We start from the raw sequence: 10,595 nt of genomic DNA, 5'->3' as shown, positions 1-10,595 counted from the left end.
GCCCGCGACAGCACATCCAGGCCACCACGCGGGTAGATCCGCGCGTCCTGCACCGGCAGCGTCCGCGCTGCCTTTTCATTCGTTGTCATATCCACTTTTCTGCTTCCTTTAAGGTGTCCGACTGTACTGCCGCCCCCTTAAAAAGCAAAACGGCCGGGAAGCCCGACCGTTGGATAGGTGCGTCCCGCGTTCGCCGCTCCGGGACCGCTTCGGCGGCATCTGCGCCGCGCACGTGTCCGGATGCTACGCCGATGCCCTGCCCCCTGCAAGGACTTTCGCCTGAACGGAAAACGGCCGGGTTTCCCCGGCCGTTTCCGTATGCAGCAACTACGTCAGTTCATCAGAACTGGTAGCGGAAGCCCAGCTGCAGCGACCACTGCGACACACCGACGTCAAAGCCGTCTGCGTCATTGTTTGCCACCGCCGGCAGGTCAGCGCCGCGGAAGTTRTACACGTACTTGCCGTCCTTCATGCCCTGCAGGGTGGCCACACGCGCATCGGCAAAGAAGCCGTAGTCGTAGATGTTGCCCCACTTCTTGTTCAGCATGTTGCCGACGTTCTGGATGTCCAGCCACACTTCCGACTTGTGACCCTTCATGAAGCCCGGCAGCTGCTGGCTGATACGGATGTCGAAGGTGTTGATCCAGCCGGTACGGAACTGGTTGGCCGGAGCATAGCTACCCGCATACTTGGCCAGCTGCGGGTTGGCGGCCAGCCACTCGTAGAAGGACTTCTCCATTTCCGGGTTGGCGGTGAACCGACCGGTGTCCTTGTTGATGTCACCGAACAGCACATCGCCCCGGTTCGGCACGTAGAACAGGTCGTTCGCACTACGGCTGTCGCCGTTGGCGTCGTTGACGTAGACGTAGCTGTACGGACGGCCGCTACGGCCTTCGTACACCAGGCCCACCTTGGTTTCGTAGTCGCCGAAGAACTTGTGCTTCCAGTTCAGCGAGCCCGACAGGCGGTCGCGGATCTCGTAGCGCGAGGTGTTCTCGGTTTCGCTGTTGGCGTTGAAGGCGTACTGGTAGCCCCAGCCCGAGCTGGCGGTGGAGCTGGTCAGCGAGCCCACTTCGGTGGCGTCGGTGTAGGTGTAGCCGATGTTCCAGGACCAGTCGCTGGCTTCCGACCACGGCTTGCTCAACGACACGGTGAACTGCGAGGTACGGCCCTTGTCGGTGTTGGCGATTTCGTACACCGAGTCGTAGGCACCATTACGCCCGGCGCGTGCGTCGTTGTTGGTCCAGAGGTTGCCGTTGCGTGCCGCTGCGTAGTAGAGCTCACGGCCGTCCGGACCCAGCTGCTGCACCGGACCCAGGTTCAGGTTCTTGTAGTACAGCGCATCCTTGACCTTGGTGACCAGCAGCTCGGCCGAAGCCACGATGCCGTACCACGGGGTCTCATGGTCGAAGGCCAGGTTGGCCTTGTACACCGACGGCATGTTGAAGTCGCTGCCGACAAAATTGACGTTCTGACGGTTCGAGCCCGGGGCGGTCGGGACCGGCTGGCTGCCCTTGTTCGGGTTGAACGGCAGCGCCGGGTTGTTGGAGGTGTACGCGTAGACCGAGTTGTTGAAGCCGGTCGCCGAATAGCTGTTGCTCAGCCACACCTGCGGGGCATCACCCTGGAACAGACCCACGCCACCGCGCAGCTGGGTCGGGCGCTCGCTGTCGAAGGTGTAGTTGAAACCGAAGCGCGGCTGGATCAGGAACTTGTTGCTCAGCACATCGCTGTTGTTGCGACCGAAGAACGTCGACGCCGCAGCGTTGTAGGCCGGCGCCGGGCTGGTGTCAGCACGATCGCCACGCACGCCCAGGGTCAGGGTCAGGTTGTTGTTGACATACCAGGTGTCCTGCACGAACAGGGCCAGGTTGCTGAACTTGTAGTCAGCCGGAATCGAGCCCGGGGTGCGCTCCGGGTTGTAGTTGTAGCTGCTCCAACGGCCAGCGGCGAAGTTGTCCAGACCGTAGAAGGTGTAGGCACCCCACGAGTTGGCGCCGAAGTAGTTGTAGATGTCGTTGGTGTCGTACGACGCACCGAACTTGACGTCGTGGTCGCCCAGGGTCCAGGTACCGGCGGCGTAGTAGTTCCACGCCTTGGTTTCCAGGATGTTGTTCTGCGAGTTGACTTCGGTACCCAAGTACAGCGAGTCACCCGACGGCGAAGCCTGGCTGCCGCCGAAGAAGATGCGGATGCTCGGCGCGTCGGTGGACACGTTGCGGATCGCCGAGTACTCGCGGTACGAGGCCTTCAGTTCGGTCGAGAAGTTCGAGGTCCAGTCGCTGAACAGCTGGGCGACGTAGCTCTCGTTGGTCTTGTCATGCTGGTACCAGTACGAGCTCAGCGAGGCAGAGCTGGTGGTCATGCCGTTGATGCGCAGCTTGCTCTGGTCGATCTTGCTGTAACGGATGTTGGCACGGTGGTTTTCGCTGATGTTCCAGTCCAGCTTCAGCGCGTACTCTTCCATCTCCGTGTCGCCGTTGCTTTCCAGCCCACCGGCGTTGATGCCGTAGCCCTGCGCGATCTGCTGCGCGCGGGTCACGTCGGCCAGGGTGAACTGCGGGTTGGCCTTGCCCAGCGCGGTGCCGCTCAGGTCGGCGCCCGGGGCGGCCTGCTTGAACTTTTCGTAGTTGGCGAAGAAGAACAGCTTGTCCTTGATAATCGGACCGCCCAAGGTCACGCCGTAGGTCTCTTCCTTGGTGAAGCCGTTGAACGGCTGGCCTTCCGGGTTGTCACCGAACCAGTCGCCGTCACGGTAGGTGCCGTACACCGAACCGTGGAATTCATTGGTACCGGACTTGGTCACCGCGTTGACGGTGGCACCGGCGGCGGCAGCGATGCTGACGTCGTAGTTGGACAGGTTGATGTCCAGCGCCTCGATGGCTTCCATCGCGACCGGCTGGCGGCGGGTCGGCATGTTGTTGCCTTCCAGACCGAAGGTGTCGCTGGCCGAGACGCCGTCGATGTTGATCGAGTTGAAGCGCGGGTTCTGGCCGCCGGCCGAGATCGAGCCCGAGGCGCGATCGATGAAGGTCACGCGCGGATCCAGACGCATCAGATCCTGGATGTTGCCGCCGATGGACGGCGCAACTTCGATCTGCTGCTGGCTGATGTTGGTGCCCGAACCCATCTTGGTGGCGCTGAACACTTCCGAGCCGCCGCCGACAGCGGTGACCTGCACGGTGTCCAGGTTGGTSGCGGCGAGGTCGCCGGCCAGGGTGGCATTGATGGTGCCGGTCTGATTCACGCCCAGATAGACGCCATCTTCGGTCTTGGTGCCTTCACCCGGCTTGGTGATGGTGATCGAGTACGGACCACCCACGCGCAGGCCGCGCGCGTTGTAACGACCCGCCGCATCGGTGGTGGCACGCGAAACGGTGCCCGACTCGGTGTGGGTGATGGTGACTTCAGCACCGGCGACGGGCTGGCCGGCGCGGGACACGACCTGGCCGCCGACACCGGCAGAGGTGCTCTGGGCGAAGGCGGGAGCGGCGGCGAGCGCAGCCACGAGACCAAGGGTGAGCTTGGACATCCGGAATGGGTGAGTCATTGTTCGGTAGCCTCGATGCGAGTTGGCGATGGCGGAAAAAAAGCGCATCCAAGCAGCCTTGCGGGCGGCTGTTCGGACATTTATCTGGGGTTCCCTACCGTGAACGGCAGCTGCCGCAACGGTTAACACTAGATTAACACGCTACGCTTTCAATGTGACGGTTGTGCGACAAACGGCACCGGATCGCAACGCTATCGTGACGGAATCTTCATTCCGCTTTACTAACGTCTTCACTCGTCGATGCCGGATTGCCCGCATCGAGCACCTGCCCGCGCCACGCCTGTCCAGCGGCGGACAACAGGGTCACGGCCGCAGCAGCGGCCGCCTCCGGGCCACGTGCGGCCGGGTCCTGGTCGATCGAATAGGCCCGCGCCCGCAGGGCGGTACGCAAGGGGCCGGGGTAAAGACCACTTACCCGCACCGAGCTTCGGGCCAGCTCGTCATGCAGGCTGCCGATCAGCCCGCGCAGACCATGCTGGGCGGCACCATAGCCGCCCCAGTAAGCCTGCCCCACCCGCTCAGGAGCATCCACGGTGAATACCAGAGCCGCGTCTTCACGCTCGCGCAGCAACGGCAGGCAGGCCTGGGCCAGCCAGGCCGGAGCGGTCAGGGTGACGTGCACGGCACGGGCGAAACTGGCCGGGTCGGCCAGCTCGAACGGGGTCAGGCCGGGAAAGTGCGCTGCACAGATCAGCAGGCCATCAAGACGTCCCAGCTCCTGTGCCACGGCCTGGGCCAGTTCGGCATAATCGTCGGGACCTGCACCTTCCAGGTCCAACGGGTACAACAGGGGTTCCGGCCCCACCGCCTGCACCTGGGCGTAGACCCGGTCCAGCCGGCGTGGCTTGCGCCCCAGCAGGACCACGGTCGCTCCCGCCTCGGCGGCAGCCACAGCCGCGGCACTCCCCAGCCCACCACCGGCGCCGGCAACGAGCACCACGCGATCCTGCAAAGGGCGGCCATCGAGCGCCCCGTCTGCCGGTGACGTCGATGGCCAGGCGCTCATCCCTGCGCAGCCTCTTCGACGATGCGCTTGAGCTCGCCGGCTTCGAACAGTTCCATGACGATGTCGCAGCCGCCGATCAACTCACCGTTGATGAACAGCTGCGGGAAGGTGGGCAGATTGGAGAAGCGCGGCAGGTTGGCGCGGATCTCGGGCTCTTCCAGAACATTGACCGTGCGCAGCGCAACGGCGCCTGCGGCCATCAAGGCCTGCACGGCACGGCTGGAATAGCCGCACATGGGGTATTGCGGGGTGCCCTTCATGAACAGCACGAGCGGGTAACGATCCACCTCGGCCTGGATTTGCTGCATTACCGCCACACCTCACTCCTTGCTTCGCCGGACAAACCAACCGTGATGGTCGGCTAGACTGCCCACGGTAGTCCCCATTGTAAGCCGATGGTACCGGCTGCCGCCGCCCCCTGGCCACGAACCTGTCCATGCCCGTCGAATTGCCCGCCCTGCCCTACCTGCCCTCGTCCCTGCAGCCGCACCTGTCGGCACAGACCGTAGAACTGCATCACGGCCGCCACCATCGCACCTACGTCGACGCGGTCAATGCCGCCATTGTCGGCACCGAATGGGAAGAAGCCACGCTGGAGGACATCGTCCGCCACGCCCAGGGCGCGCTGTTCGATGCCGCCGCCCAAGCCTGGAACCACGGTTTCTATTGGCAATGCCTGCGCCCGCGCGGCGGCGGCGAGCCGCAGGGCCGTCTGGGCGAGCTGGTCAAGCGCCAGTTCGGCGACGGCCAACGCCTGCGCGAAGAGTTCAATCGAACCGCGCTTGGCCTGTTCGGCTCCGGCTGGGTGTGGCTGGTACAGCACCCGGGTGGGCAGCTCGGCCTGCAGGCCACGCGCAATGCGGGTACGCCATTGACCGGCGACAGCACGCCGCTGCTGTGCTGCGATGTCTGGGAGCACGCGTACTACACCGACTACCAGAATGATCGTGCGCGTTATCTGGAAGCATTCTGGCAACTGGTGAACTGGGAGTTCGCCGAGAACCAGCTGCGCTGATACGGACGGGCATCCGCCGGGCATGGCCCGGCGCTACCGGCATCACGCCAGGCCGTGGTGGGCGCTCATCCTGGTCGGCCCTGCTCTGGTAGATGCCCATCCTGGTGGGCCCTGCTCTGGTAGATGCCCACCTTGGTGGGCGTTGCGGGCCAGCGGCCGGCACTACCAGCATCAGCGACGTCTGCCGGCCAGCGGCCGGCATTACCGGGACAGCGGCGCCGGCCGGCGAGCGRTCGGCACGCCTTCGCTCAGCGGTTGCGCAGCGCGTGCACGGCCGGGGCCACCTGGGCCTGGCGGTCGAGCTCCAGGCCTACCTGCTCCAGCGCATCGGCCAGTGCACCGGCATCATCGTCACGCAGCGTCGCGTGACCAACCTTGCGGCCGTCACGTGATTCCTTGCCGTAATCGTGCCAATGGCCGCTGGCCTGCTGCAGGACCGGCGTCGGGTCGGGCATCGCCCCCAGCCAGTTCAGCATGCAGGCATGGCCGAGCATGCGAGTACTGCCCAGCGGCAGGCCGAGCACCGCACGCAGGTGGTTCTCGAACTGGGAGGTTTCGCTGCCTTCGATGGTCCAATGACCCGAGTTGTGCACGCGTGGTGCCATCTCGTTGGCCAGCAGTTCACCGTCGCGGCAGAACAGCTCCAATGCGAACACACCCACGTACTGCAGGTGTTCGGCGACACGATGGGCATAGCCGATCGCCGCTTCGTGCTCGGCAGCGGACAGCACCGCCGGTGCCACGCTTGCCGACAACACACCGTCGACATGCCAGTTGCCGGTGACCGGCCAGGCCCGAAAGCTGCCATCGCGGCCGCGCACGGCCACCACGCTGACTTCACGCTGGAAGGCGACGAAGCCCTCGAGGATCAGGCCGGTGCGCTCGACCTGCGCCCCCAGCGCCTGCCATGCCGCCTCGATATCCGCTTCGCTGCGCAGGCGGAACTGACCCTTGCCGTCGTAGCCCAAGCGGCGGGTCTTGAGGATGCACGGCAGGCCGAATTCGGCGGCCTTGGCAGCCAGCTCGTCGCGGCTGCGGATATCGGCGAACGCCGGCAGCGGAATACCCAACTGCTGGAACAGGGTCTTCTCGCTCAACCGGTCCTGGGCCACGGCCAGCGCGGACGGCGGCGGGTAGACCGGCACACGGTCGGCCAGCCACTGCGCGCTGTCAGCTGGCACGTTCTCGAAATCGAAGGTAACCACGTCGACTTTGGCAGCGAAGTCCGCCAGGGCCTGCCGATCATCGAAGGCGCCGACGGTGAGCGGCGCCAGCGGGCCACTACAGGCGTCGGCGGCCGGATCATACAGTTCGAAGCGCAGTCCCAGCGGCGCACCGGCCAGGACCATCATGCGGGCGAGCTGACCGCCGCCGAGGATGCCGACGGTCAGGCTCATTGGCGCGGATCGTCGTGGGCCATCACATCTTCGGTCTGGCGTGCGCGGAACGCGTCGAGCGCCTGGCCGATCGCCGGCTGGTCGCTGGCCAGCATCGCCGCAGCGAACAGCGCGGCATTGGACGCGCCGGCATTGCCGATGGCGAAGGTGGCGACCGGGATGCCGGCGGGCATCTGCACGATCGACAGCAGCGAATCCATGCCGTTGAGGGCCTTGGACTGTACCGGCACGCCCAGCACCGGCACCGCGGTCTTGGCCGCGATCATGCCCGGCAGGTGCGCAGCACCGCCGGCACCGGCGATGATCGCGCGCAGGCCACGCAGACCCGCCTGCTCGGCGTAACTGAACAACACATCCGGCGTCCGATGGGCGGACACCACCTTCACTTCGAACGGAACACCCAGAGCTTCAAGCTTCTGGGCGGCGTGCTGCATGGTTTCCCAGTCGGAGCGGGAACCCATGACGATGCCGACAAGCGGCGCGATCGGGTTGGGGGTCATTGGCCGTCACCTGCCTTAAAGACGTATTCTAGCCATCTTCCACGCAAGACGAAGAACCATGGATCGCAAGCTGCTCGACCTGCTGGTATCTCCCGATACCCGCCAGCCCCTGTCCCTGCTGGATGGCAAGGGCCTGGAAGCCCTCAACCGGGCGATCGCCGCCGGTACCGTCAACCGCGCCGATGGCAACCCGCTGGCGCAGCCGCTGCGCGAAGCCCTGGTCACCCGCGACCGCAAGCAGGTATTCCGCGTCGACGACGGCATTCCGGTGCTGTTGGCCGAAGAAGCCATCCCGACCGCACAGATCGCCGACTTCCCGACCGCATGAGCGCGCTGCCGACGCCGGATCCAGCCGTCGTCGCGGCCGATGTCGCCCGCGCGTTGGCCGAGGACCTGGACAGTGGCGACGTCACCGCCGCCCTGCTGCCCGACCAGCCCGACAGTGCCTACCTGCTGTGCAAGCAGGATGCAGTGATCGCGGGCCGTCCGTGGTTCGATGCCACCCACCGCGCACTCGATGCGGACGTGCAGATCGAGTGGCGGGTGGCCGAAGGCGACAGCGTCAGCGCCGGCACCGTGCTGGCCCTGTTGCATGGTCGCAGCCGCAGCCTCGTCAGCGCCGAACGCACCTCGTTGAATTTCCTGCAGACCCTGTCCGGCACAGCGACCACCACTGCCCGCTACGTGGCTGCGGTGGAAGGTACGGGCACTCGCATCCTTGATACCCGCAAGACCCTGCCCGGCCTGCGTCTGGCGCAGAAGTACGCGGTGCGSTGCGGCGGCGGSSACAACCATCGCTTCGGCCTGTACGACACGGTGATGCTGAAGGAGAACCACATCCGCGCGGCCGGTTCACTGGCTGCGGCTGTGTCGGCCGCCCGCCAGCAATGGCCACAGCTGCCGCTGGTGGTCGAGGTCGAGGACCTGGAACAGCTGCGGCAGGCGCTGGAAGCCGGCTGTGAACGCATCCTGCTGGACGACTTCAGCCCGGAACTGCGGCGCGAAGCGGTACGCATCACCGAAGGCCGCATTCCACTGGAGGTGTCCGGCAGCGTCGGCCTCGGCGGCCTGCGCTCGATCGCCGAAGATGGCGTGGACTGCATTTCCATCGGCGGCCTGACCAAGCACGTGCAGGCAATCGACCTGTCGTTGAAACTGGGTCCGCCACCGGGTTGAGGGTGGATTCGCGGATCGTGATGTTGCCGGCCAGCGGCCGGCACTACCGTTCTCACACCCGGCGTTCACAACGGCGCTGCGACGCTGCGGCCATCCCCCACAGGAGCCGCGCATGCGCCGGATGCTCTTGCCTGCCTGCCTGCTGCTGGCAGCGACGCCCTTCTCGGCTGCCGCTGTCGAAGCCTGCGATGTTCCACCTCGTTTCGGCCTGAGCCCATTGGCGATCGCCATCCGCAACACCGCCTGCAACGAGCATCGGCTCTGGTATCGCCCCTTCATCGACCGTGACGGCCGCGCCGCCAGTCTCAGTGTCACCGAGGCCGAAGGCGATCATCTGGCCGACAACGGCCTGATCGCCTGGCAACGGGTCACCAGCTACTGGCGCGAAAGCGGCACGCTCAACGCGCTGGGCAGCCAGCCCGGCGCCAGCAGCTGCCTGGCACCGCTGGGCACGCGTTACACCGACAGCGATTGCCGCGCCTTCCTGATCGACAATCCGTGGTCGGCGGCCTTCATTTCCTGGGTGATGGTGCGTGCCGGCGTACCCGGCTTCAATACTTCCCCACGCCATATCGACTACATCCGCGCCGCCTACCAGGCAGGCCCTTCCGGCGTGCCCTACCGCCTGGTGGACCCGGCCACCGCCAAGCCTGCGCCGGGCGATCTGCTGTGCTTCCTGCGCGACCGCAGCAGCACGCTCAGTTACAGCGGATTGGTGCAGGCCCTGGGCAACGGCTCGGTCGGCCATTGGAAGTCGCATTGCGAAGTGGTGGTGGCGGCCAACCTCGGTGGCGACCAGACGCTTTACCTGGTGGGCGGCAATGTCATGAACACCGTGGCGATGCGCCTGCTGCAACTGGATCGCACCGGCACGATCAAGCTACCGCCGCCGCGCGAGCGCGATACCACCGGCATCGACCCGACCTGCACGCCGGGCCGTGAGGACGAATGCAGCTTCAACCGGCAGGATTGGGCCGCGCTGCTGCAGTTGAATGCCACTGCGCCGCGGGTCGCACCGCTTCCGCCGGTGATACCCGCTGCGCCGACACCGTTGCCGCTGCAGCCGGCAACGGAGCCTGGCAGCAATCGCTGAGCAGATGCCGCTTGATCCGGTCGCCATTCGTCGCCATCTTTGGCGGATCGACACCTGACGGCTGACGCCATGCCCACCCTGCTGTTCCTGCTGATTGCCGGCGGTATCGTCTACTTCTTCTGGAACGCAGCGCGTTCGGCCGCCGAACGTGCGATCGAACTGGGCCGCAACGCCTGCCGTGCCGCCGATGTGCAGTGGCTGGACCAGGCCGTGCACGCCACGGGCCTGCGCCTGTCGCGCGGGGAAGACGGACGCCTCGGCTTCGAACGCACCTTCAAGTTCGAGTATTCCTACGACGGCATCGATCGCCATGTCGGCCGCATGGTGCTGCGCGGCGATCAGCTGGTTTCCTTCACCGGCCCGGGCGCGGCACGGATCAGCCAGATCCGTGCGGACAACGAAGAGGCCGAGGATGTGTAGGGGCTAAAGGTGTGCCGACCAACGGTCGGCCCCCACCATTACTTGACCACGCGCAGGGTCGGACGGCCTTTCGGCGGCGGACCAGCGGGCGGCGTGTCGTCCGGCGGCGTCTGCTCATCGTCGTGCAGCAGCTCATCACTGGCCGGCGCCGGCTCGCCACCGGGAATGTCATCCGGCAGCGCCATGCCCTGCCCGGTTTCGCGGGCATATACCGCCAGTACGGCGCTGATCGGCACCTGCACCGGATAGCTGGTGCCGGAGAAGCGCGCCGAGAAGCTCACCGACTCGTTGTCGATCACCAGCCGTACCACCGCGCGTTCGGCGATGTTGAGCACCACCCGGCCATCCTTGATGGCTGAAGGCGGAACCTGCACGCCGGGAACGCCGGCGTCGACCAGGATGTGCGGCGTCAGCTGGTTGTCATTGATCCATTCCACC

At 65.7% G+C, this 10,595-nt stretch carries 11 protein-coding genes; 5 read left to right on the top strand and 6 right to left on the bottom strand.

The annotated features are described in order from the left end of the window. Positions 1–340: 340 nt before the first annotated feature. The 3 genes from AB4Y84_RS04795 to grxD form a co-directional block, all read right to left on the bottom strand. The gene (locus AB4Y84_RS04795) at positions 341–3,550 is read right to left on the bottom strand and encodes a TonB-dependent receptor (RefSeq protein WP_394195727.1); all 3,210 of its coding nucleotides are present in this window, start codon (positions 3,548–3,550) and stop codon (positions 341–343) included. Between the two features lie 208 nt (positions 3,551–3,758). Further along, a complete protein-coding gene (locus AB4Y84_RS04790; RefSeq protein WP_312786928.1) occupies positions 3,759–4,556 on the bottom strand; it encodes an SDR family NAD(P)-dependent oxidoreductase in 798 nt (265 codons plus the stop codon). Next, a complete protein-coding gene (gene grxD / locus AB4Y84_RS04785) occupies positions 4,553–4,873 on the bottom strand; it encodes a Grx4 family monothiol glutaredoxin (RefSeq protein WP_025875264.1) in 321 nt (106 codons plus the stop codon). Before grxD ends, AB4Y84_RS04790 begins: the two co-directional genes overlap by 4 nt. Before the next feature lie 119 nt (positions 4,874–4,992). Here grxD and AB4Y84_RS04780 point away from each other — a divergent pair, with 119 nt between their 5' ends. Next, positions 4,993–5,571 carry a superoxide dismutase gene (locus tag AB4Y84_RS04780; protein WP_312786927.1) on the top strand — a complete coding sequence of 193 codons (579 nt, stop codon included), beginning with the start codon at positions 4,993–4,995 and terminating at the stop codon, positions 5,569–5,571. 248 nt (positions 5,572–5,819) lie between these two features. Here AB4Y84_RS04780 and AB4Y84_RS04775 read toward each other — a convergent pair whose 3' ends face one another. Together AB4Y84_RS04775 and purE are read right to left on the bottom strand one after the other, a co-directional pair. After that, positions 5,820–6,968 (bottom strand): 5-(carboxyamino)imidazole ribonucleotide synthase, encoded by a 1,149-nt coding sequence (locus AB4Y84_RS04775; protein ID WP_363731022.1) that lies wholly within the window; start codon positions 6,966–6,968, stop codon positions 5,820–5,822. Continuing rightward, complete coding sequence (gene purE / locus AB4Y84_RS04770) at positions 6,965–7,468, bottom strand: 5-(carboxyamino)imidazole ribonucleotide mutase (protein ID WP_442243717.1); 504 nt, start codon at positions 7,466–7,468, stop codon at positions 6,965–6,967. Before purE ends, AB4Y84_RS04775 begins: the two co-directional genes overlap by 4 nt. Before the next feature lie 58 nt (positions 7,469–7,526). On the opposite strand from purE, the gene AB4Y84_RS04765 reads away from it, so the two are divergent. The 4 genes from AB4Y84_RS04765 to AB4Y84_RS04750 all read left to right on the top strand — a co-directional run bounded on the left by AB4Y84_RS04765 (position 7,527) and on the right by AB4Y84_RS04750 (position 10,157). After that, the gene (locus AB4Y84_RS04765) at positions 7,527–7,796 is read left to right on the top strand and encodes a Trm112 family protein (RefSeq protein WP_089240025.1); all 270 of its coding nucleotides are present in this window, start codon (positions 7,527–7,529) and stop codon (positions 7,794–7,796) included. Then, entirely contained in the window at positions 7,793–8,644 is an 852-nt protein-coding gene (gene nadC / locus AB4Y84_RS04760) for a carboxylating nicotinate-nucleotide diphosphorylase (RefSeq protein WP_442249829.1), read from the top strand. The genes AB4Y84_RS04765 and nadC overlap by 4 nt, the downstream gene beginning before the upstream one ends. Positions 8,645–8,756: 112 nt before the next feature. After that, positions 8,757–9,737 (top strand): DUF2272 domain-containing protein, encoded by a 981-nt coding sequence (locus AB4Y84_RS04755; RefSeq protein WP_312107884.1) that lies wholly within the window; start codon positions 8,757–8,759, stop codon positions 9,735–9,737. Positions 9,738–9,806: 69 nt separating this feature from the next. Next, entirely contained in the window at positions 9,807–10,157 is a 351-nt protein-coding gene (locus AB4Y84_RS04750; RefSeq protein ID WP_025875275.1) for a DUF3301 domain-containing protein, read from the top strand. Positions 10,158–10,195: 38 nt separating this feature from the next. Here AB4Y84_RS04750 and AB4Y84_RS04745 read toward each other — a convergent pair whose 3' ends face one another. Next, positions 10,196–10,594, bottom strand: coding sequence for a stringent starvation protein B (locus AB4Y84_RS04745; protein WP_442249828.1), 399 nt, complete (start codon positions 10,592–10,594; stop codon positions 10,196–10,198). Position 10,595 lies beyond the last annotated feature (1 nt).

It is taken from the genome of Stenotrophomonas sp. 2YAF22 (genome assembly GCF_052114665.1).
Taxonomy (GTDB): domain Bacteria; phylum Pseudomonadota; class Gammaproteobacteria; order Xanthomonadales; family Xanthomonadaceae; genus Stenotrophomonas; species Stenotrophomonas indicatrix.
This window is presented reverse-complemented; position numbering and strand designations above follow the sequence as displayed.

What these genes read in the sequence shown, in the direction of transcription:
- AB4Y84_RS04750 (WP_025875275.1), top strand. Translation starts at nt 9,807, where the DNA reads ATGCCCACCCTGCTGTTCCTGCTGATTGCCGGCGGTATCGTCTACTTC.
- AB4Y84_RS04790 (WP_312786928.1), bottom strand. Translation starts at nt 4,556, where the DNA reads ATGAGCGCCTGGCCATCGACGTCACCGGCAGACGGGGCGCTCGATGGC.
- AB4Y84_RS04755 (WP_312107884.1), top strand. Translation starts at nt 8,757, where the DNA reads ATGCGCCGGATGCTCTTGCCTGCCTGCCTGCTGCTGGCAGCGACGCCC.
- purE (WP_442243717.1), bottom strand. Translation starts at nt 7,468, where the DNA reads ATGACCCCCAACCCGATCGCGCCGCTTGTCGGCATCGTCATGGGTTCC.
- AB4Y84_RS04775 (WP_363731022.1), bottom strand. Translation starts at nt 6,968, where the DNA reads ATGAGCCTGACCGTCGGCATCCTCGGCGGCGGTCAGCTCGCCCGCATG.
- AB4Y84_RS04765 (WP_089240025.1), top strand. Translation starts at nt 7,527, where the DNA reads ATGGATCGCAAGCTGCTCGACCTGCTGGTATCTCCCGATACCCGCCAG.
- AB4Y84_RS04780 (WP_312786927.1), top strand. Translation starts at nt 4,993, where the DNA reads ATGCCCGTCGAATTGCCCGCCCTGCCCTACCTGCCCTCGTCCCTGCAG.